Source organism: Pseudomonas canadensis, from assembly GCF_030980095.1.
In the GTDB taxonomy this organism is placed as follows: domain Bacteria; phylum Pseudomonadota; class Gammaproteobacteria; order Pseudomonadales; family Pseudomonadaceae; genus Aquipseudomonas; species Aquipseudomonas canadensis.
Window position 1 is genome coordinate 1874653 of record NZ_CP133298.1, and the last position, 20663, is coordinate 1895315.

A 20663-nucleotide genomic window follows, 5' to 3' on the forward strand; every position below is an offset into this window, starting at 1 on the left:
TGGGCTTCGGCGGTCACCGGGCTTAGAATGTGTGCCTGTTTTCTGATCAGGTCCATTCGTCATGCTTCCTGAATGCCAGTTGTTCGGCACCCTGGGTTGCCACCTGTGTGAGATTGCCGAAGTCGAAATCATGCCGCTCGTCGAACACGGGTTGCTGGTGGAATTGGTGGACATCACCGATCCCGAGGACCTGACCGATGCCTACGGCCTGCGGATTCCGGTACTTCGCCGAATAGACACCGGGGCGGAACTGGATTGGCCATTCGACACACAACAGGTTGTTGCCTTCCTTCGTTAGGTTTATGCGATGGCAGGTTTCCAAATATTAAGTTACTGTATGTTTGTACAGCGATTGAATTGAGGGAACGCCCGTGGTGAATGTCGAACAACTGAAAAGCAGCGTCAATCGCATGTCCGCCAACGTCGTGCGCGACGCGGTGAACGAGCTGCGCCTCGATGGCTTGGTCACGGAAGGCAAGACGCCGTTTAACAAAGTGCATTTCAATACCTGCTTTGCCGAGATCGAGGCGCTGTTCCAGCGCGCCGGTTACCACAAGCAGTTGGATGTGGTGGGTTACCAGGGCTTGTTGTACGCGTTGTACGATCCGGGCCGCTGGGAAGCGGTTGACGTGTTGCGTTGGCTCAAGGAATTCACCGAGGCCGCCAGTGCCTCGAAGATTCTGCGCGCAGAGTTGGCCAAGGCCTGAGATCCGCCCTAGGCTCAATCCCGCGCAATGCGGGATAATGCCCGCCTGTTAGGTCAAAGGCTTTGAGCATTTCATGTCCACCTCCGGTTTTTCCGCGTCCCAGCACCAAGCCAGCACCTTGTATCTGCCGCCCGGCCCTTGGGCGACAGTGCTGGATTGTCTGTGCGAGCACTTCACGGCGATCAGCCGCGAACACTGGCTGGACCGCATCGCCCGGGGGCGGGTGCTGGATATCAACGGCAACCCGATCAGGCTGGACCTGGGCTACAAGGAAGGCCTGTGCATTTATTACTTCCGCGAAGTGCCGAATGAGAAAGTCATCCCGGTGCAGGAAACCATTCTGTATGCCGACGAGCATCTGCTGGTCGCTGATAAACCACACTTCCTGCCGGTGACTCCGGCAGGCGAGTACGTCGAGCAAACCCTGCTGCGCCGCCTGATTCGTCGGCTGGATAATCCCTCACTGGTGCCCTTGCACCGCATCGACCGGCACACGGCGGGGCTGGTACTGTTTTCGGTCAATCCGGCCAGTCGTTCCGCGTATCAGCAACTGTTTCCCACGCGTCAGATCGATAAATTCTACGAAGCCATCGCCCCAGCGTTGCCTGACCTGACCTTTCCCAGGGTGCATAAAAGCCGACTGGTCGATGGCGAGCCGTTCTTTCGCATGCAGGAAGGCCCTGGCACCGCCAACACCGAAACGGCGGTGGAGGTGCGCGAGAAAAACGGCGATCTGTGGCGCTACGGCCTGTTCCCGGTGACCGGCAAGAAGCACCAGTTGCGTGTGCACATGAGCGCCCTCGGCGCGAGTATTTGCAACGACCCGTTCTACCCCGGCGTGATCAAGGATGCGGTAGACGACTACGCCAACCCCCTCAAACTCCTCGCCCAGGGAGTGCGGTTCATCGACCCGGTTACGGGTGAAGAACGCAGTTTCCGCAGCCAGATCACCCTCGACTGGTAACCGCCAGAAACGACAAGGCCCGCGCGAGGCGGGCCTTGTTGGCAAACGCTAAGATTTACAGGTCTTTAACGGTGCGAACCTGATCTTTGTTGATGCGGGTGCGCTTGCCGTCAAGTTGTTCGAATTCGTAGAAACCCGAATCTTCGTTGTATTTCGGGGTGTCGACGGCCTGGATTTCGCGACCGTCATTCAGGGTGATCACTGTTGGCGAAGCGCAACCGGCGAGGGTGGCGAGGCCCAGTGCAAGCATGAGAGCGGCGATGGTCCGTTGAGTCATGAGTTTGTCTCCGAGAGAATACTTTTTAATTGCTGACATTGTGACGCGCGGGGCGCCGACAAAGTTCCTTGTGCGAGGTTCATTCTGACACGCCCGACGGCGTCTGTAACAGCGCTGGCGTATTAAGGTTGGCCAGGCGCGGGTCATCTGCCGGGCACTCCAAGCCTACGCCGCCCAGTTGCAGGAGGACCTTGCGCGGGCTGCGCTCGCCGGCGTGCCAGGCCCTGTCCACCGCATCGCGCAGGCCGGTGGGGACGATGCAGATCAACGGTTCCCAGTACGCACCATGGCGCACCATCACCGGCAGCAGCGGGTTGCGTTGCGCGGTCTCACGCAGCGCCTGGATCAGCCCCGCGTCGATAAGCGGCACATCGCACGGCAAAATCAGCAGGTGCGCATGGCGTGCGGCGGCGAGTCCCGCACGGATACCGGCGAGCGGGCCGGGAAAGTCCGGGCTGTCGTCATTCACCAACTGGTCGGCATAGAGGGCATAGTGCTCCGTGTTGCGGTTGCACGAGATGATCAGGTCATCCGTGAGCGGCCGCACCAGGCCCTGTAAATGTGCAATCAACGGCTGGCCGCGCCATTCCAGCAGGCCTTTGTCCTGGCCGCCCATACGCTGGCCGCGCCCACCGGACAGCAGCAAAACCGAACAGGGCAGGGGGGACGAATCGATAGGCATGGCAGTTCCGCAGCGGCAGCAAAAGGGGGGGCTGTGATATAACATCGGGCTGTTCCTTCGACAACCGGACCGTGCCATGAAAGCCAAGGCAGATGCGCCCTTCGTACCCCTGAATATCGCGGTATTGACCGTCAGCGACACCCGCACCCTCGAAACCGATACCTCCGGCCAGGTCTTCGTTGACCGACTGACAGCCGCCGGCCATAACCTGGCCGAGCGCGTGCTGCTCAAGGATGACCTCTACAAAATTCGCGCCCAGGTCGCCCACTGGATCGCCGAAGATGTGGTGCAAGTCGTGCTGATCACCGGCGGCACCGGTTTCACCGGCCGTGACAGCACCCCCGAGGCGGTGAGCTGCCTGCTGGATAAGCAGGTCGACGGCTTTGGCGAACTGTTCCGCCAGATTTCCGTGGCCGACATCGGCACGTCCACTGTGCAGTCCCGCGCCCTGGCCGGTCTGGCCAATGGCACCCTGGTGTGCTGCCTGCCGGGCTCTACCAATGCGGTGCGTACCGGCTGGGACGGCATCCTCGCCGAGCAACTGGACAACCGTCACCGCCCATGCAACTTCGTCCCGCACCTGAAACAGGCCGAACCCTGTGAATCCCGTGGGTAAGCCCGGCAAGACCGGCGCGCTGCTGCCGGTGGAGGACGCTTTGGCCCAACTGCTGGCCATGGCCGAAGCCGCGCCGATTCGTGAGCAGGACGCCCTGCTGCTGGCGGAGTGCGACGGCCGTGTACTGGCGCAAGACTTGATCTCAACCCTCGACCTGCCGCCGTGGCCAAACAGTGCCATGGACGGTTATGCCGTGCGCCTGGCGGATTGGACCGGCGAACCGCTGGTGGTCAGCCAACGCATTTTCGCAGGCCAGGCGCCACAACCCCTGGCCGCCGGCACCTGCGCCCGCATCTTCACCGGCGCCCCGGTACCGGAAGGGGCAGACTGCGTGGAAATGCAGGAGAACGCCGTGGTCCACGCCGATGAGCGCGTGAGCTTCACCGAGCCCCTGCACCTCGACCAGAACATCCGTCCCCAGGGCCAGGAAACTACCGTAGGCGAGTTGGTATTGTCGGCCGGCACGCGTCTGGGCCCGATTGAACTGGGACTGGCGGCGTCCCTCGGCCATGATCGCTTGGCGGTGATACGTCGCCCGCGCGTGGCGGTGTTGTCGACCGGCGATGAATTGATCGAACCCGGCTTACCGCTCGGGCCGGGGCAGATCTACAACAGTAACCGACGCGTGCTGTGCTCATGGCTTACGCGCATGGGGTGCGAAGTGATTGACGCTGGCATCCTGCCTGACGACCTGGAGCAAACCCGCGCGCGCCTGGGCGGTTTGGGCCGTGTCGACTTGATCCTGTCCACGGGCGGTGTGTCGGTGGGCGAGGCGGACTTCCTTGGGATCGCCCTGCGTGAAGAGGGTGAGTTGGCGTTGTGGAAACTCGCGATCAAACCCGGCAAGCCGCTGACCTTTGGCCACTTCCGTGGCGTGCCGGTGATCGGCCTGCCCGGCAACCCGGCGTCGACGCTGGTCACGTTCGCACTGCTGGCACGCCCTTATCTGCTGCGCCGCCAAGGGGTGCAAGACGTCGAGCCGCTACGCTTTGAAGTGCCGGTAGGATTCGAGTGGCCCAAGCCAGGCAACCGCCGTGAATACCTGCGCGGTCGCGTCGAGCAAGGCAAAGCGATCATCTACCGCAACCAGAGCTCCGGTGTGCTGCGCAGTGCGGCGTGGGCGGAAGGGTTTGTGGAGGTGTTGGAAGGCACGACGCTGGCTATCGGCGATCGGGTCAACTTCATTCCGTTGAGTGAGGTATTTAGCTGACACACAATTCACCGGTGGCGGGGGCACAGTCAAGATAAGTCCTATGAGCCATCCAGAACGGGCAGGTTAATTTTCTGGGTCTTGGTTACTGGAGGCCTGACGATGACTATCCAACCTGCTACTTCCGTTCCTGGCGTGGCGGCACCCGCTCTCGCCGAACCCGGCTTGCCCACTGCAGCGTCGATCAACTCAAGCACTGCACGTGGGGTTTTGAATCAACTGATCGGCACGCCGCTTTCCGAGAATACTTATCGGGAGCGGCTTGCCTGCATGATCGCCGATCCGAGCATTACCTCCTGGCAGGCGCTGACGCGTGATCCTGGGCAGTTGCAACGATTGCAGGACAATGAACGGCTGCGGTGGGCCGACCCGGCTGCGGCTGACGAAACCTTGCCGACACTTGCACAGGCTCTGGGCAAGAAAAATGTCTGGCTGCCCGAGGTGGATAGCCTCAATGCCAACATCCTGAAGCACCTGACCGCACAGGTGGCAGAAAAATACCTGACGCAATTCCAGTCCATTCTTCAAGACCCGGCACCTGCCTTGTCGCAGGATGTCTCGATAGTTCGGGGTGCGCCATCAGCGGGTAAAACCACCTTTCTCACCGGCCAGTTCGCGCTCAACACCGATGTTGTCAAGAACATGATCCAAAACCGCATGCCCGGCACGAGCATGTTGCAGGTGCACGACCAGGGCGCGGCGTTGGTTCAGCAGTTCATGAGCCCCATGGAAAAGCGCCTGGGGCAGCCACTGACGCGGGATGCGTTGTACCTGTGGCCAAACGATTTCAACCAGAAAATCGCCGATATCGCACGCTTGAGCCAGGAACCCAAGTTGCATTTCCACGATATTCAGGTGGACCTCGCGACTTTGTGCTGTCGGATTCTCAAGCGCGGCACCGATGAGGCGGTGATGGACTTCAATGTCCTGAGCCAGTTTTTCAGTGCCGGTCTGGAGCATCGTGGCCCGAGTATCGAGTCGGTCAAGAACAGTCAGGACAGGCTTAAGGAGTATTCACTGTCGGCCTGGAACGGTCAGCAGAATGTGCTCGTTGCTCAACGCGCACCCGGTGCCAAGGATTTTGTGATCAAGGATCAAGCCCTGTTCGATAAGGTCACTGCCCGGGATAGCCGTTCCGTACAGGCAGAGGTAGAGCGTGTTCGCAACACCGTGATTGACGCGCCGTTCATCGAGGCCTTCAGCGCTCCACTTACGCCTGCGCAGGCGAGTGCGTTTGGTGCGGCATTGCGGCGGTATGAGGGGCAGACGTTCGAGCAGGCGTTGAAACAGCACGCTCAGCGCAAGCCGGTTGCCACCTCGGTAGCGGCCCGCGTGTTGGCCAGTGTGGTGCCGGGCTGATTCAGTAGTCATCCCCGCGTTCGGTCACGTCGCGCTCTACCGGCGCGGCGTGCGGGTCATACCCCACCGGGAACTTGCCCTTCAGCGTCCAGGCAAACGCAATGATCTCGGCAATCGTGCGGTACAGCTCTTCCGGGATACTGTCGCCCAGCTCCATCCGCGCCAGCAGCTTCACCAGCTCGGCGTTTTCATAGATCGGCACTTCATTTTCCCGCGCCAGCTTCAGGATGGCTTCGGCCAGGGCATCGTCGCCCTTGGCGGTCAGGGTCGGCGCCTGCTGGCCGTCGTACTTGAGGGCAATCGCCTGGCGCGGTGGGTTGGCATTTTTCATGCAGTTTCATCCACCCAGCGTTGCTCCAGTCCGGTCTTCGGCCCGCGCGGCGGCGTGCCGAGGTGGCAATCGAGGTCGCCGACATTGATGCCCGATGTCACCAGGCGCTCGCGCAAGCTGCCCAAGTGACTCTCGATCAAACTGGCGGTGAACGGCCGCGAGGCCCATAGCTGGCTGGACAGTTTGCCCTGGCTTAATTGCGCCTGCACCTGCAGCGGCCCCAGCGGCTCCATGTCGAAAGCCAGTTCGACGCGCCAGAGCATCTGCTTGGCGTCCTTTTTCTCTTTGCGCTCAGGCTGATCCTTGTCCGGCGCCGGCTCTTCGCGCTGGAACTTGACCTGCAACGGCACGATGTCTTGCAACGTGCGCATGGGGATCTCCAACTGCCAGGTGGTTTGCAGGCGGCCATCGGCGGTGGTGCCGGTCTGTTCCAGGCTCGACAGCTGATGGCTCTGCAACCGCGAGATGGCACCAGCGGCCAGGCGCAGCAGGTTTTCCAGGTCGCCTTCGCCTTCCAGTTTCGCCATCAGCCGCTCGGGTAGCGGGAAGCCTGCGGGTATCTGTCGGGCGCTGACCTGGCCGAGGGTGCTCAAAGGGCTGCGCACGAAGTTGGGCAGCACTTGGGCCAGGGTGTTGGCAGCGAGGATGGCATTGATGTTGGTGCTGGCGGGCAGGGCCGGCAGCAAGTCGGCGACCAGGCGCAGCAAGGCGCCTTTCATGTCCAGCGGTGGGATTTGCGGGTTTTGCCCGGCGAGTAGCTTGGCTTCCAGAAACGCACCGCTGTTCTGGATGACTTGCGCCAATACCTTGGGATTGCTGACCTGCGCCAGGTCGGGCAGGGCAGCGAGTAAACGCTCGGCGGCGCCGCGCAGCTCGGCGGAAGTACTGTCGCCGCGTGGCAGGTTCTGCAGCGCAGTGAAGACGGCATCCAGCGAGCCCTGGCGACTTTGCTGGGTCGACAGTTGTTGGGTGACGGCCAACTGATCCTTGAGTCCGCTCAACGGCACAAAGCTTAAAGTCTGCGCGTTCTGTACCACGGCACTGAGCAGGCTGCCGACGCGCAACGGCTGCGGGCTCTCCACGGTCAGGGTCGCGCCGGTCAGTGCGCTGTTGAGCACGGTCACCAGCGAGCGATAGATCGCCGGTTGCGCCGTGCCCTGGGGCAACATCTGGGTGGTCAGCACCTTGGCCTGAAGCAGCGTGCCCACCGGCATCTGGTTCGTGTCGATGCGGGTGAGGGCGGCGACATTGGCGCTCAAGGCCTGTTGCAGGCTGAGGGTCAGGTTGCCGGTGGGCGTCTGGCTCACCGCCACATTGCTGCCCAACGGCAGCGGCTGTGGGCTGCTGGCCTGCACCAGCGTCTGACGGCCGCCTTCAAGGGTCAACTTGAGCAGCAACTGAAAGGCTTCACCGCCTTGTTTCAGGGCGATGACTTCGGCGTTCGCGGTTTTCCCAGGGTCGATCAGGCCGATCTGCGGCTCCAGCAGTTTCAGCAACTCACCGGCCGCAGGCGCAGGGCCGGGCCCGGCTGCCGGGGCGGGTGGAAGCGTAGGAAGGTTGATCTCACCGGTCATCGCGCGCATGGTCTCTGGGGAAATTGCCCTCTTTAGAGTAGGGCATCACATGTATAATGCCGCCCGTCTGCAAAGAGAGCGGTAAAAACCTCACAACTATTTGATCCAGCTCTCTAAAATCGGTCGCCAAAGCCGTTATTGTGCATTTCTCTTTAACGGCCGCTGCACCGCCGACTTGAACCGTAAAGGCCCGCGATCTTTTGACCAGCCCTCTTCTTGAAGCCGTAGCGCTCTCCTGTGAACGCGACCTGCGCCTGCTGTTCGAGCACCTCGAACTGCGGCTGGCGGGCGGCGACATGGTGCAGGTCAGCGGCCCCAACGGCAGCGGCAAGACCAGTTTGCTGCGCCTGTTGGCCGGGCTGATGCAGCCGACGGCAGGCGAAGTTCGGCTCAATGGCAAGCCCCTCCACGAACAACGTACCGAACTTGCGCGCAACTTGATCTGGATCGGCCACGCCGCCGGCATCAAGGACGTGCTCACCGCCGAAGAAAACCTCAGCTGGCTCAGCGCCCTGCATCATCGCGCGTCGCGCGACGCCATTTGGCAGGCTCTGGCCGCTGTCGGCCTCAAGGGTTTTGAAGACGTTCCCTGCCACACCTTGTCCGCCGGCCAGCAGCGCCGCGTGGCCCTGGCACGTCTGTATCTGCCGGGCCCGCCGTTGTGGATTCTCGACGAACCGTTCACCGCCCTCGACAAACAAGGTGTGGCTCAGTTGGAAGAACACCTGGCCCAACATTGCGAGCGGGGCGGTCTGGTCGTTCTCACGACCCACCACACGTTGACGCGTATGCCCGCCGGCTATCGTGATCTTGACCTGGGGCGGTGGTCGGCATGAGTGTATTCGCCCTGTTAGTCGCTCGTGAAGCGCGCTTGCTCTGCCGTCGCCCGGCTGAACTGGCCAACCCGCTGGTGTTCTTCGCGATTGTCATCGCGCTGTTCCCGTTGGCGGTCGGCCCCGAGACTAAACTGTTGCAAACCTTGTCCCCAGGACTGGTGTGGGTGGCTGCGCTTTTATCGGTCCTGCTCTCGCTGGACGGGCTGTTTCGCAGTGATTTTGAAGACGGTTCCCTGGAACAGTGGGTCCTTTCGTCGCACCCTCTGCCACTTCTGGTACTGGCCAAGGTACTGGCACACTGGGCTTTTTCCGGCTTGGCGCTAGTCTTGCTCTCGCCGCTGCTGGCGATGATGCTGGGCTTGCCCGTCGAATGCCTGCCGGTGTTGCTCCTGTCCTTGTTGCTCGGTACGCCGGTGCTCAGCCTGTTGGGGGCGGTGGGCGCAGCGTTGACCGTGGGCTTGAAGCGGGGTGGCCTGTTACTGGCCCTGTTGATTCTGCCTCTGTATATCCCGGTGTTGATCCTGGGCAGCGGTGCTTTGCAGGCCGCGCTCATGGGCATGCCGGCGACCGGTTACCTCTTGTGGCTTGGTAGCCTGACCGCCCTGGCGGTAACCCTGACACCCTTTGCTATAGCGGCCGGCCTGAAGATCAGCGTCGGCGAATAATGAGGTCTGGTTAAGCGTTGTCTTAACCAGTAAAGACCCTAAGCTTTTCGCAACGACGAAAAGCTACCGTGATGGAAACAGCAATGAACTGGACCTGGTTTCACAAGCTCGGCTCGCCCAAATGGTTCTATGGCATCAGCGGCAAGCTGCTGCCGTGGTTGAGCGTCGCCGCCGTGTTGCTGATTGGCATCGGCCTGGTCTGGGGCCTGGCCTTCGCGCCGCCGGATTACCAGCAAGGCAACAGCTTTCGCATCATCTATATCCACGTGCCTGCCGCGATGCTGGCCCAGTCCTGCTACGTGATGCTGGCGGTGTGCGGCATCGTCGGCCTGGTGTGGAAGATGAAGCTCGCGGACGTGGCCCTGCAATGCGCCGCGCCCATCGGTGCGTGGATGACCGCCGTGGCGCTGGTCACCGGTGCGATCTGGGGCAAACCCACGTGGGGCTCGTGGTGGGTGTGGGATGCACGACTAACGTCCATGTTGATCCTGCTGTTCCTGTACTTCGGTCTGATTGCCCTGGGCAACGCGATCAGCAATCGTGACAGCGCGGCCAAGGCTTGCGCGGTGCTGGCGATTGTCGGCGTGATCAACATCCCGATCATCAAATACTCGGTGGAGTGGTGGAATACCCTGCACCAGGGCGCCACCTTCACCCTCACCGAAAAACCGGCGATGCCGGTAGAGATGTGGGCGCCGCTGCTATTGATGGTGCTGGGGTTCTACTGCTTCTTCGGCGCCGTGCTGCTGATGCGCATGCGCCTCGAAGTGCTCAAGCGTGAAGCCCGCGCCAGCTGGGTCAAGGCCGAAGTGCAAAACAGCCTGGGAGCGCGCGCATGAGTTTTGCTTCTTTCAGCGAGTTTCTCGCCATGGGCCATCACGGCCTCTATGTCTGGACGGCCTATGGCATCTGCCTGGCGGTGCTGGCCCTCAACGTCGCCGCGCCGATCCTGGCCCGCAAGCGTTACCTGCAACAAGAGGCGCGTCGTCTGCGCCGGGAGACCGATAAGTGAATCCGCTGCGTAGAAAGCGTCTGTTGATCATCCTTGCCATCCTGGCCGGCGTTGGCATTGCCGTGGCCCTGGCCTTGAGTGCCCTGCAGCAGAACATCAACCTGTTCTACACCCCGACCCAGATCGCCAATGGCGAAGCCCCTGTCGATACACGGATTCGCGCCGGCGGCATGGTGGAGCAAGGCTCGCTGAAGCGTTCCGGTGATTCCCTCGACGTGACCTTTGTTGTCACCGACTTCAACAAAGCCGTGACCATCACCTATCGCGGCATCCTCCCGGACTTGTTCCGCGAAGGCCAAGGTATCGTCGCCCTGGGCAAGCTCAACGCCGACGGCGTGGTGGTGGCCGATGAAGTGCTGGCCAAGCACGATGAGAAATACATGCCGCCGGAAGTCACCAAGGCCCTGAAAGACAGCGGCCAATCCGCGCCAACGCCTGCCAAGGAGGGCTAAGCCATGACGTCCGCACTGTTTATTCCGGAGCTGGGCCAGTTGGCGATGATCCTCGCCCTGTGCTTTGCCGTCGTCCAGGCCGTGGTGCCGCTGCTCGGCGCCTGGCGCGGCGACCGCCTGTGGATGAGCCTGGCGCAACCGGCGGCCTGGGGCCAATTTGCGTTCCTGTTGTTCGCCTTTGGCTGCCTGACCTACGCCTTCATGACTGACGATTTTTCCGTCGCCTACGTGGCCAATAACTCCAACAGCGCGCTGCCCTGGTACTACAAGTTCAGCGCCGTGTGGGGCGCCCACGAAGGTTCGCTGCTGCTGTGGGCGCTGATTCTCGGCGGCTGGACCTTTGCCGTGTCGGTGTTCTCGCGCCAACTGCCGCAAGTCATGCTGGCGCGGGTGCTGGCGGTGATGGGCATGATCAGCATCGGCTTCCTGCTGTTCCTGATCATGACGTCCAACCCGTTCAGCCGCATCCTGCCGCAGATTCCTACGGACGGGCATGACCTCAACCCGCTGCTGCAAGACATCGGCCTGATCGTGCACCCGCCGATGCTCTACATGGGTTACGTCGGTTTCTCGGTGGCCTTCGCCTTCGCCATCGCCGCCCTGCTCGGCGGGCGTCTCGATGCGGCCTGGGCGCGCTGGTCGCGGCCGTGGACCATCGTCGCCTGGGCGTTCCTCGGGATTGGTATCACGCTTGGCTCCTGGTGGGCTTATTACGAACTCGGCTGGGGCGGCTGGTGGTTTTGGGACCCGGTGGAAAACGCCTCCTTTATGCCATGGCTGGTGGGCACGGCGCTGATTCACTCGCTGGCCGTCACCGAAAAACGCGGCGTGTTCAAAAGCTGGACCGTGTTGCTGGCCATCGCGGCATTTTCCCTCAGCCTGCTTGGCACTTTCCTGGTGCGTTCGGGCGTGCTGACCTCCGTGCATGCGTTCGCCTCCGACCCGGAACGTGGTGTGTACATCCTGATCTTCCTGCTGTTTGTGGTCGGTGGCTCCCTGACGCTGTTTGCCCTGCGCGCGCCAGTGGTCAAGAGCCAGGTCGGTTTCAACCTGTGGTCGCGGGAAACCCTGTTGCTGGGCAATAACCTGGTGCTGGTAGTGGCCGCGTCGATGATCCTGCTCGGCACGCTGTACCCGTTGGTACTGGATGCCCTGAGCGGCGCCAAACTGTCCGTCGGCCCGCCGTACTTCAACGCGTTGTTCATTCCATTGATGGGCTTGTTGATGGTGGTGATGGCCGTCGGCGTGCTGGTGCGCTGGAAAGACACCCCGGTGAAATGGCTGGCGGGCATGCTGATGCCGGTGCTGCTGGGCAGCGTGGTTTTGGCGGTGTTCGCCGGGTTTGCCTACGGCGACTTCAACTGGGCCGTACTCGCCACCTTCCTGCTCGCCGCCTGGGTATTGCTGGCCGGCGTGCGCGACCTCTTCGACAAGACCCGCCACAAAGGCCTGATCAAAGGCCTGCCAACCCTGACCCGCAGCTACTGGGGCATGCAGATCGCCCATATCGGCATCGCCGTGTGTGCCCTAGGCGTGGTGCTCTCCAGCCAGAACAGCGCCGAGCGCGACCTGCGCCTGGCGCCGGGTGAGTCCATGGACCTGGCCGGTTACCACTTCATCTTCGAGGGTGCCAAGCACTTCGAAGGGCCGAATTTCACGTCGGACAAAGGCACGGTGCGCGTCGTCCGTAACGGTAAGGAAATCGCTGTGCTGCACCCGGAAAAACGCCTGTACACCGTGCAGAGTTCGATGATGACCGAAGCCGGCATCGACGCCGGTTTCACCCGCGACCTGTATGTGGCGTTGGGCGAACCCTTGGGCGACGGCGCCTGGGCCGTGCGCGTGCACGTCAAACCGTTCGTTCGTTGGATCTGGTTCGGCGGCCTGCTCACCGGTTTCGGTGGTTTGCTGGCCGCGCTGGACCGGCGTTATCGGGTCAAGGTCAAGAGCCGGGTGCGTGAAGCGCTGGGCCTGCAAGGAGCGGCGGTATGAAGCGTTGGTTGATGGTTGTGCCGCTGGCGATGTTTCTGCTGGTGGCCGTGTTCCTTTACCGCGGTCTGTACCTGGACCCGGCCGAGCTGCCTTCGGCGATGATCGGCAAACCGTTCCCAGCGTTTTCGTTGCCGGCCGTGCAGGGCGATAAAACCCTTACCCAGGCCGACCTGCTGGGCAAACCGGCACTGGTCAACGTGTGGGGCACCTGGTGCATCTCCTGCCGCGTCGAACACCCGGTGCTGAATAAGCTCGCTGAGAAGGGCGTAGTGATCTACGGCATCAACTACAAGGACGACAATGCGGCGGCCTTGAAGTGGCTGGCCGAGTTCCACAACCCGTACCAGCTGGATATCCGTGATGAAGACGGCAACCTCGGCCTGAACCTCGGCGTCTATGGCGCCCCGGAAACCTTCTTCATCGATGCCAAAGGCGTGATCCGCGACAAGTACGTCGGCGTGATCGACGAGGTGGTGTGGCGCGAGCAACTGGCCGCCAAGTACCAGGCGCTGGTCGATGAGGCCAAGCCATGAAGCGTCTGTTAGCCGCTGCGGTGCTGGCGCTTGGACTGGTCGGCGTCGCCCACGCCGCCATCGACACCTACGAATTCGCCAAGGACGGTGACCGCGAGCGCTTTCGCGAATTGACCAAGGAACTGCGCTGCCCCAAGTGCCAGAACCAGGACATCGCCGACTCCAACGCACCCATCGCCGCCGACCTGCGCAAAGAGATTTTCCGCATGCTGGGGGAGGGCAAGGACAACCAGCAGATCATCGACTTCATGGTCGACCGCTACGGTGATTTCGTGCGCTACAAACCGGCCCTCACCGGCAAGACCGCGCTGCTGTGGTTCGGCCCTGCCGGACTGTTGTTGGCGGGCGTGGTGGTGATGGCGGTGATCGTGCGCCGCCGCCGCGCCGCGCCGACTGACGGTTCCGACGCGCTGTCCTTAGATGAGCGTAAACGCCTCGACCAATTGCTGGACACCAAGACTGATGATTGATTTCTGGCTCGCAGCCGGTTTGCTGCTTCTGATTGCCCTGAGTTTCCTGCTGATCCCTGTACTGCGCGGCCGTCGTGCCCAGCGTGAAGAGGATCGCACCGCGCTGAACGTTGCGCTCTACCAGGAACGTGTGGCCGAGTTGCAAGTGCAGCAGGATGAGGGCGTGCTCAACGCCGCTCAACTCGACACGGGCCGCGCCGAAGCCGCCCGCGAATTGCTGGCCGACACCGAAGGCGTGGAAAAACCCCGCGAATCGCGCCTGGGCAAGCCATTGCCATTTTTGGCGGCGTTTTTGGTGCCTGTCCTGGGCGTTGCGCTGTACCTGCATTACGGCGCCAGCGACAAGGTTGAACTGACCCGCGAATTCTCCCAGCCGCCAGTGTCTATGGAAGACATGACCCAGCGCCTGGAACGCGCCGCCGCCGCCCAGCCGGACTCGGCGGAAGGCCTGTACTTCCTCGGTCGCGCCTACATGGCCCAGGACCGTTCCGCCGATGCGGCCAAAGTGTTCGAGCGCACCGTCGCCCTGGCCGGTCGCCAGCCGGAACTGCTCGGCCAGTGGGCCCAGGCGCAATACTTTGCCGACAATAAACAGTGGTCGCCCAAGGTTCAGGCGCTGACCGATGAAGCGTTGAAGCTTGATCCGAAGGAAGTCACCAGCCTCGGCCTGCTCGGTATCGCGGCGTTTGAAGGCCAGCGTTATCAGGAAGCGATCGACTACTGGAACCGGCTGTTGGCGCAACTGCCACCGGAAGACAATTCCCGTGCAGCCCTGCAAGGTGGCATTGATCGCGCAGCTGAGAAGCTGAAAGAAAACGGCGGCACTGTCGCCCCTCAAAAAGCCGCGATGAAAGTTCGGGTGGATCTGAGCGCCGACGTGAAGGCCAAAGCCCTGCCCACTGACAGCGTATTCATCTTCGCCCGCGCGGTCTCCGGCCCACCGGCGCCATTGGCGGCCAAGCGCGTCACCGTCGCCGAGCTGCCGATCACCGTCGAACTCGGCGATGCCGACGCGATGATGCCGCAATTGAAACTGTCCAACTTCCCCGAAGTCCAACTGGTTGCGCGCATATCCCGGGCTGGTGTTCCGACCGCTGGCGAATGGATCGGCCGCAGCCAACCCTTGGCCAGCAGCACCACTGCCGTGCAGCAGCTGACCATCGACAGTCCGGACAAGTAATCGAGGAAACGCCTATGACCGCATTTGCACGCATCACCTTGCTCAGCCTGGTACTCGGCCTGAGCGCTTGTGCGGTCCACCGCCCACCTCCCGCGCCCACCGGCCCGACCATTCCTCCGTCAGGCCCGTCGACCCAGCCGAGCACCAAGCCCTCGGGCCCGGTGACTCCAGCACCGAAACCCGTGCCGACCAAATCGCCGACCTTCGCCCCACCACCGGGCGCTGCCAGCCACTGGGACGGCAAGATGCAGGTGTATGTGCTGGAAGAACAGCCCGACACCTTCTACCGCCAGCGCACGTATTACCGCTGGAGCAACGGTTGGAGCCGCTCGATCAGCCCGAACGGGCCGTGGGAAGAGACCGACGTGCAAGGCGTGCCGCCGGGACTGAGCAAGCAATACGCACAATGACAAAAGGCGACCTTCGGGTCGCCTTTTTCATGCCTGTGAAACACGTTCTCCAATCCAATGAAGATCACCTGTGGGAGCCGGGCTTGCCCGCGATGGCGGCGTGTCAGGAACCGAATCTGCGCGACGGCAAGATCGTCGACCTCGCCGAAGGCCGTAGCCAGTTGCTCCAGGCCCAAGACCTGGGCGGCGATTTCCTCTTGCCGGGCCTGGTGGAGCTGCACACCGACAACCTGGAAAAACACATGACCCCGCGCCCCGGCGTGGACTGGCCGTCGACCTCTGCCGTGCTCAGCCACGATGCGCAGATCATCGCAGCGGGCATCACCACGGTGCTCGATGCCATCTCCCTGGCGTACAGCGACCGTTATCGCGCCGCCATCGTCGAGCATTGCCTTGCGCGCGGCCTGTCCGTCGCCAGCCACGACGATGCGACATTGGCCCATGTGCAAGAGTCGGCGCGCTACGGCATGACCATCGCCGAATTCCCCACTACCCTGGAAGCGGCGAAGGGCTGCCAGGCGCTGGACATGAAAGTGTTGATGGGCGCGCCGAACGTGGTGCGCGGCGGGTCGCACTCAGGTAATGTGGCCGCCGCCGGCCTGGCGGCCGAGGGATTGCTGGATATACTTTCCAGCGACTATTACCCGGCCAGCCTCTTGCAGGCAGCCTTCGTGCTGGCGGACCAGCAGGACGACGGCGACCTGTCGCGAGCGGTCAAGATGATCAGCCTGGCGCCGGCAAAAGCTGCCGGCCTGGGCGATCGCGGCGAAATCGCCATCGGCCTGCGTGCCGACCTGGTCCAGGCCCGCAGCCGCGAAGGGCTGCCTGTGGTGCAACAAGTATGGCGACAAGCGAAGAGGGTGTTTTGATGGCAGGCAGGTTGATCTATCTCATCGGGCCCTCCGGCTCGGGCAAGGACAGCCTGCTGGATGCTGCACGCCCACGCCTGGCCGAGCGCGGTTGCCGCGTCGTGCGCCGCGTTATCACCCGCTCGGCGGAAGCGGTGGGCGAGGCGGCGCAAGGGGTCAGCCCGGAGCAGTTCGCCGCGCTGCAGGCCGAGGGTGCATTTGCCCTCAGCTGGCAGGCGAATGGCTTGTCCTATGGCATTCCCAAGGAGATCGACGAGTGGCTGGCGGCGGGGGACGACGTGCTGGTCAACGGTTCGCGCGCGCACCTGGCACAGACGCGCGCGCGTTATCCGACGTCGCTGGTGTTGCTGTTGACGGTAGATCAGGCGGTGTTGCGCCAGCGTTTGATCGCACGCGGGCGTGAGGCCCTGGCGGATATCGAGGAGCGTCTGGCACGCAATACGCGGTTCACCGCTGAGTTGATCGCGGGGCATGGGGCGGGGTTGTTCATACTGGACAACTCCGGGCCGCTGGAACATACGGTCGAACGCCTGTTGTGCTGCCTCGACCACGGGCACTCGGCATGCGCCTGACGCTGCTCGGCACCGGTGACGCGCGGCAAGTCCCGGTGTACGGCTGCGAATGCCCCGCGTGCGGTCTGGCGCGCAGCGACGAAAGCCTGCGCCGCCGCCCGTGCAGTGCGCTGATCGAATGCGGCGACCAGCGCTGGCTGATCGACAGCGGTTTGCCCGACCTCACCGAACGCTTCCCGCCGCGCAGCTTCAGCGGGATTTTCCAGACCCACTACCACGCCGATCATGCCCAGGGTTTGCTGCATCTGCGCTGGGGGCACGGGCTGGTGATTCCGGTGCACGGCCCAGCGGATCCGGAGGGGTTGTCGGACTTGTACAAGCATCCGGGCATCCTGGATTTCAGCCAGCCCTTTGCCGAGTTTGAAACACGCCAATTTGGCGAGTTGAGCGTCACAGCGTTGCCGTTGCAGCATTCCAAGCTAACCCTGGGCTACCTGCTGGAAGGCGAGGGGCGACGCATAGCCTACCTCACCGACACCGTCGGCCTGCCACCGAAGACCCTGGCCTGGTTGCAACGCGAACCGCTGGACGTGCTGGTGCTGGATTGCTCCATGCCGCCGCAGCCGCAAGCGCCGCGAAATCACAATGACCTGACGCTGGCGTTGCAGAGCATTGAGGAAACCGGTGCGCAATTGGGGGTCCTGACCCATGTGGGGCATACGTTGGATGCGTGGTTGCTGGAGCATCGCCACGCGTTGCCACGGCATGTCACGGTCGGCCGGGATGGCCGGATCATCTGAACACCCTCCAACCCCGCAGGAGCCGGCTTGCCGGCGCTACACCATTAAACCTTCAACGTATTCGATAAACGCCTTGGCCTTGGCACTCGGCATTCGACCCGTCGGTAATACCGCCCAGAGATCCTTCGGCGGGAGTTCCCAGTCGGTCAACACGGCCTTCACCTCACCCCTGGCCAATTCCGGGCCGAACATCCATTCGGACGTCATCGCCAGGCCGTGGTGGGCGAGCACGCCAGCGCGCAAGCCTTCGGAAGAAGTGACGCGCAAGCGCCCGCGAGCAGCTATGGCCTGCTCGTGAGGGCCTTGTTTGAAGGGCCAGAGCGGGCTCTCCCCGAGGCTGTAGATCACGGCCTGGTGGTTGAGGATATCCGCCGGGCTTTGTGGCTCGCCGAAACGTTCGAAGTAGGCTGGTGTGCCGAACACCCGGCTTGGGCTTTGGCCAAGCCGGCGAGCAGTAAGACCGGAGTCACTCAGGTTGCCGATACGCAGGGCGACGTCGATGCCGTCTTCAACCAGGTTGAGGATGCGGTCGTCGAGCAACACGTCGATGTTCAGGCCAGGGTGCTGGTCAAGGAAGGGTCCCAGGTTGGGAATGATCCGCATACGGGAGAATGTCACGCCGGCGCTGACCCGCAGGTTGCCCGTTAATCCTGCGCCCGCTCCCCGGGCGGCCTCGTCAGCTTCGTCGGCTTCGAAAATCGCGCTCTTGGCTTTTTCGAAAAACGCCAGGCCTGCCTCGGTGGGCGTCAGACCCCTGGTCGAACGCAGCACCAACCGCACGGCCAGGCGTGCTTCCAATTGCGCGATGCTTTTGGACACGGCGGGTTGGCCGATGCCCAGGCGCTTGGCAGCGGCCGAGAAGGAGCCGGTCTCCACGACGTGAACGAAGGTTTCCATGGCAGTGAGACGGTCCATCGGGTGTTCCTGTTGGCTGGGCGGCGCTCAAGCCTAAGGCGATGGGCTGCCGGTGTCATGCGTTTCCCGTGTTGTACTTTCAATATTCAGTAAAACAGCCGTCAGTCAGGGGTGTGAATTTTGTGCTTGAGTAAAGATAACTCTAGGGTTACTTTTATTCAGGCCAAGCCAAGGAGGCTCGGGTGCAAAGCAGGTTATTGATCAAGGAACTGCAAGAGGCAGGTTGGGTGCTGGATCGGGTCACGGGAAGTCATCATATTTTTACCCATCGCTATAGCCCGTACACCCTTCCAGTGCCCCATCCAAAGAAAGACTTGCCGCTGGGCACCGTCAGAAGCATCAGGAAACGCGCCGGCTTGTTTCAGTTTTAAGGAGAACATTCATGCAATACCCAATCTGTATCGAATGGGGCGATGACTTCACCGCCACCGGTATCCAGATCCCCGATATCCCAGGCGCAGTCACCGCCGGGGACAGTTTTGAAGAGGCCTACAACGCCGCAGTCGAAGTCGCGCACATCATGCTTCAAGAGATTGCCGCAGAAGGCGGGCCGATTCCGATGCCGACGTCGGTGGCCAACCATCACGCGCACGAGGACTACGCTGGCATGGGCTGGGGGATGTTGGAGTTGGACATCTCGCCCTACTTGGGCAAGACCGAGAAGGTCAATGTGACCTTGCCCGGTTACGTCATCCAGCGCATCGACCGGTATGTGCGTGAGCACAAGGTCAAGAGCCGCTCCTCCTTCCTGGCGGATGCCGCGCTGGAGAAGCTGGTGCGGTCCTGAGGGAGCGTTAAGGGATATGTCCTGACCGTTGGGAAAATCGCGTAGTTGAGCGAGAGGTGCTGTTTTAGATTTTGTTTTTCTCTCGTCAAAACAACGCGATGCCGCCCGGGCTTTGTGTTGTCGAGTGTTTCAATTACAAAGGAATTCCGGTCCCTCAAGCAGTGGCAACCGTGGCCTGACGTGAAGCACTCACGAACCGCAGCAGCGCGATCAAGGGGAACGCGCTGCCCACCAGCATCACGCCCAGCCAGCCGCCGTGTTCATACACGCTGCTGGCAATTGCGGAGCCGAAGGCGCCACCAATGAAGATGCTGGTCATGTACAGCGCGTTCAGGCGGCTGCGGCTGTTGGCGTCGAGCGCGTAGATGGCGCGTTGGCCCAGCACCATATTCATCTGCACGCAGAAGTCCAGGACCACTCCGGTCACGGCCAGGCCAATCACGCTGTACAACGGGTGCACGAAGGCCGGCAGAAAACTCAGCGCCGCAAACAGCATGGCCAGCAACGACGCGCGGTGGGTATGGCCGGCATCGGCCAGGCGGCCGGCGATGGGCGCGGCAATGGCGCCCAGCGCGCCGACCAAAGCAAACAGCGCGATCTCGCTTTGGCTCAATCCGTGGTTGCGCGCCAGCTCCAGTGGGGCAGCGGTCCAGAACAGGCTGAAGGTGGCGAACATGCAACCCTGATAAAACGCCCGTTGGCGCAATACCGGTTGCTCACGCAACAAGGTGCCGAGGGAGCGCAGCAACTGGCCATAGGTGGCACTGTGGTCGGGCTGGCGCTTGGGGATGGTGATCAGCAACACCACACTGATAAACGCCATCAACGCCGCCGCCGCCATGAACATCGCGCGCCAGCCGAAGTGGTCCGCCACCACGCTGGACACCGGCCGAGCCAACAGGATGCCGAGCAACAGGCCACCCATAATGCTGCCGACCACGCGGCCACGGGATTCGGCGGGCGCCAGGTGCGCAGCCAGCGGGATCAGGATCTGCACCGACACCGAACTGAAGCCGATCAGCAGCGATACCAACAGGAACAGATTCGGCTGCTCGGTAAACGCCGCACCCAGCAGACTGGCGATGGCCAGTACGGTGGTGGCGATCATCAGCTTGCGGTTTTCCAACAGGTCACCCAGTGGCACCAGGAAAAACAGGCCCAGGGCGTAACCGATCTGCGTCAAGGAGACGATCAGGCTGGCCATCGCAGGCGTAAGGCCGATGTCCGGCGCGATCAGCTCGATGATCGGTTGTGCATAGTAGATATTGGCGACAATGGCACCGCAGCAAAACGCAAACAGCATCACCATGCTCCGGGTCATGGTGGTTGTAGCGTGGGAGGTAGCGTTCATGGTGTTCTCATAAATGCGAAGGAAAGTGGGGCGAGCCTAAAGACAACACCGTAGCCCGGGTAGGCCGCTGGCAGTGATAACACTCATGCCCGGTAATGATGAGTGAATCGTTAACTTTCTGCGCGAAGGGTAATGATACATTCAGAAACAACTGCCGAA

The 20663-nt window shown here is 62.2% G+C and carries 27 protein-coding genes; 21 read left to right on the forward strand and 6 right to left on the reverse strand.

The window, feature by feature from the left end:
• Positions 1-61: 61 nt before the first annotated feature.
• From RB216_RS08760 to RB216_RS08770, 3 genes are all read left to right on the forward strand, one after another.
• Positions 62-298: a glutaredoxin family protein gene (locus RB216_RS08760; RefSeq protein ID WP_028615674.1), complete on the forward strand. Its 237-nt coding sequence runs from the start codon at positions 62-64 to the stop codon at positions 296-298.
• Positions 299-371: 73 nt separating this feature from the next.
• Positions 372-707: a hypothetical protein gene (locus RB216_RS08765; protein ID WP_028615675.1), complete on the forward strand. Its 336-nt coding sequence runs from the start codon at positions 372-374 to the stop codon at positions 705-707.
• Between the two features lie 73 nt (positions 708-780).
• Complete coding sequence (locus RB216_RS08770; RefSeq protein WP_308908577.1) at positions 781-1671, forward strand: pseudouridine synthase; 891 nt, start codon at positions 781-783, stop codon at positions 1669-1671.
• 55 nt (positions 1672-1726) lie between these two features.
• Here RB216_RS08770 and RB216_RS08775 read toward each other — a convergent pair whose 3' ends face one another.
• Positions 1727-1948 (reverse strand): YgdI/YgdR family lipoprotein, encoded by a 222-nt coding sequence (locus RB216_RS08775; protein ID WP_010211805.1) that lies wholly within the window; start codon positions 1946-1948, stop codon positions 1727-1729.
• Between the two features lie 79 nt (positions 1949-2027).
• On the reverse strand, positions 2028-2630 hold the full coding sequence (mobA, locus tag RB216_RS08780; RefSeq protein WP_308908578.1) for a molybdenum cofactor guanylyltransferase MobA: 603 nt from the start codon (positions 2628-2630) through the stop codon (positions 2028-2030).
• A gap of 76 nt (positions 2631-2706) precedes the next feature.
• Here mobA and moaB point away from each other — a divergent pair, with 76 nt between their 5' ends.
• The 3 genes from moaB (at position 2707) to RB216_RS08795 (ending at position 5815) form a co-directional block, all read left to right on the forward strand.
• A complete protein-coding gene (gene moaB, locus RB216_RS08785; RefSeq protein WP_025857889.1) occupies positions 2707-3246 on the forward strand; it encodes a molybdenum cofactor biosynthesis protein B in 540 nt (179 codons plus the stop codon).
• A complete protein-coding gene (locus RB216_RS08790) occupies positions 3230-4456 on the forward strand; it encodes a molybdopterin molybdotransferase MoeA (RefSeq protein WP_122686718.1) in 1227 nt (408 codons plus the stop codon). Before moaB ends, RB216_RS08790 begins: the two co-directional genes overlap by 17 nt.
• Before the next feature lie 102 nt (positions 4457-4558).
• Entirely contained in the window at positions 4559-5815 is a 1257-nt protein-coding gene (locus RB216_RS08795) for a hypothetical protein (RefSeq protein WP_308908579.1), read from the forward strand.
• A 1-nt stretch (position 5816) separates the two neighbouring features.
• Here RB216_RS08795 and RB216_RS08800 read toward each other — a convergent pair whose 3' ends face one another.
• Both RB216_RS08800 and fliK read right to left on the reverse strand, forming a co-directional pair.
• Positions 5817-6146: an EscU/YscU/HrcU family type III secretion system export apparatus switch protein gene (locus RB216_RS08800; RefSeq protein WP_028615680.1), complete on the reverse strand. Its 330-nt coding sequence runs from the start codon at positions 6144-6146 to the stop codon at positions 5817-5819.
• A complete protein-coding gene (gene fliK / locus RB216_RS08805; protein ID WP_068935754.1) occupies positions 6143-7720 on the reverse strand; it encodes a flagellar hook-length control protein FliK in 1578 nt (525 codons plus the stop codon). The genes RB216_RS08800 and fliK overlap by 4 nt, the downstream gene beginning before the upstream one ends.
• A gap of 200 nt (positions 7721-7920) precedes the next feature.
• Between fliK and ccmA the strand changes: the two genes are divergently transcribed.
• The 13 genes from ccmA to phnP all read left to right on the forward strand — a co-directional run bounded on the left by ccmA (position 7921) and on the right by phnP (position 17451).
• Positions 7921-8556, forward strand: coding sequence for a cytochrome c biogenesis heme-transporting ATPase CcmA (gene ccmA, locus RB216_RS08810; RefSeq protein WP_122686721.1), 636 nt, complete (start codon positions 7921-7923; stop codon positions 8554-8556).
• Positions 8553-9221 carry a heme exporter protein CcmB gene (gene ccmB, locus RB216_RS08815; RefSeq protein WP_003189951.1) on the forward strand — a complete coding sequence of 223 codons (669 nt, stop codon included), beginning with the start codon at positions 8553-8555 and terminating at the stop codon, positions 9219-9221. The genes ccmA and ccmB overlap by 4 nt, the downstream gene beginning before the upstream one ends.
• Before the next feature lie 83 nt (positions 9222-9304).
• On the forward strand, positions 9305-10060 hold the full coding sequence (locus RB216_RS08820; RefSeq protein ID WP_028615683.1) for a heme ABC transporter permease: 756 nt from the start codon (positions 9305-9307) through the stop codon (positions 10058-10060).
• Positions 10057-10233, forward strand: a complete 177-nt coding sequence (gene ccmD, locus RB216_RS08825) for a heme exporter protein CcmD (protein ID WP_010211791.1) — start codon at positions 10057-10059, stop codon at positions 10231-10233. The genes RB216_RS08820 and ccmD overlap by 4 nt, the downstream gene beginning before the upstream one ends.
• The gene (ccmE, locus tag RB216_RS08830; protein WP_028615684.1) at positions 10230-10685 is read left to right on the forward strand and encodes a cytochrome c maturation protein CcmE; all 456 of its coding nucleotides are present in this window, start codon (positions 10230-10232) and stop codon (positions 10683-10685) included. The genes ccmD and ccmE overlap by 4 nt, the downstream gene beginning before the upstream one ends.
• A 3-nt stretch (positions 10686-10688) precedes the next feature.
• Positions 10689-12677: a heme lyase CcmF/NrfE family subunit gene (locus RB216_RS08835; protein WP_308908580.1), complete on the forward strand. Its 1989-nt coding sequence runs from the start codon at positions 10689-10691 to the stop codon at positions 12675-12677.
• Complete coding sequence (locus RB216_RS08840; protein ID WP_068935731.1) at positions 12674-13210, forward strand: DsbE family thiol:disulfide interchange protein; 537 nt, start codon at positions 12674-12676, stop codon at positions 13208-13210. The genes RB216_RS08835 and RB216_RS08840 overlap by 4 nt, the downstream gene beginning before the upstream one ends.
• Positions 13207-13680 (forward strand): cytochrome c-type biogenesis protein, encoded by a 474-nt coding sequence (locus RB216_RS08845; protein ID WP_028615687.1) that lies wholly within the window; start codon positions 13207-13209, stop codon positions 13678-13680. The genes RB216_RS08840 and RB216_RS08845 overlap by 4 nt, the downstream gene beginning before the upstream one ends.
• The gene (gene ccmI, locus RB216_RS08850; RefSeq protein WP_122686725.1) at positions 13673-14860 is read left to right on the forward strand and encodes a c-type cytochrome biogenesis protein CcmI; all 1188 of its coding nucleotides are present in this window, start codon (positions 13673-13675) and stop codon (positions 14858-14860) included. Before RB216_RS08845 ends, ccmI begins: the two co-directional genes overlap by 8 nt.
• 14 nt (positions 14861-14874) lie before the next feature.
• Entirely contained in the window at positions 14875-15270 is a 396-nt protein-coding gene (locus tag RB216_RS08855) for a hypothetical protein (protein ID WP_028615689.1), read from the forward strand.
• Positions 15271-15362: 92 nt separating this feature from the next.
• Positions 15363-16139 carry an alpha-D-ribose 1-methylphosphonate 5-triphosphate diphosphatase gene (locus tag RB216_RS08860; RefSeq protein WP_308908878.1) on the forward strand — a complete coding sequence of 259 codons (777 nt, stop codon included), beginning with the start codon at positions 15363-15365 and terminating at the stop codon, positions 16137-16139.
• On the forward strand, positions 16139-16711 hold the full coding sequence (gene phnN, locus RB216_RS08865; protein ID WP_028615691.1) for a phosphonate metabolism protein/1,5-bisphosphokinase (PRPP-forming) PhnN: 573 nt from the start codon (positions 16139-16141) through the stop codon (positions 16709-16711). Before RB216_RS08860 ends, phnN begins: the two co-directional genes overlap by 1 nt.
• A complete protein-coding gene (phnP, locus tag RB216_RS08870; RefSeq protein WP_236318029.1) occupies positions 16702-17451 on the forward strand; it encodes a phosphonate metabolism protein PhnP in 750 nt (249 codons plus the stop codon). The genes phnN and phnP overlap by 10 nt, the downstream gene beginning before the upstream one ends.
• A gap of 36 nt (positions 17452-17487) precedes the next feature.
• Here the strand turns inward: phnP and RB216_RS08875 are convergent, their stop codons facing one another.
• The gene (locus RB216_RS08875) at positions 17488-18366 is read right to left on the reverse strand and encodes a LysR family transcriptional regulator (RefSeq protein ID WP_068935725.1); all 879 of its coding nucleotides are present in this window, start codon (positions 18364-18366) and stop codon (positions 17488-17490) included.
• A gap of 182 nt (positions 18367-18548) precedes the next feature.
• On the opposite strand from RB216_RS08875, the gene RB216_RS08880 reads away from it, so the two are divergent.
• Together RB216_RS08880 and RB216_RS08885 are read left to right on the forward strand one after the other, a co-directional pair.
• Positions 18549-18737, forward strand: a complete 189-nt coding sequence (locus RB216_RS08880; protein ID WP_073859991.1) for a type II toxin-antitoxin system HicA family toxin — start codon at positions 18549-18551, stop codon at positions 18735-18737.
• 11 nt (positions 18738-18748) lie between these two features.
• Complete coding sequence (locus tag RB216_RS08885) at positions 18749-19153, forward strand: type II toxin-antitoxin system HicB family antitoxin (RefSeq protein WP_016978509.1); 405 nt, start codon at positions 18749-18751, stop codon at positions 19151-19153.
• A gap of 154 nt (positions 19154-19307) precedes the next feature.
• On the opposite strand, the gene RB216_RS08890 is transcribed toward RB216_RS08885, so the two are convergent.
• The gene (locus RB216_RS08890; protein WP_073859992.1) at positions 19308-20504 is read right to left on the reverse strand and encodes an MFS transporter; all 1197 of its coding nucleotides are present in this window, start codon (positions 20502-20504) and stop codon (positions 19308-19310) included.
• Positions 20505-20663: the final 159 nt, after the last annotated feature.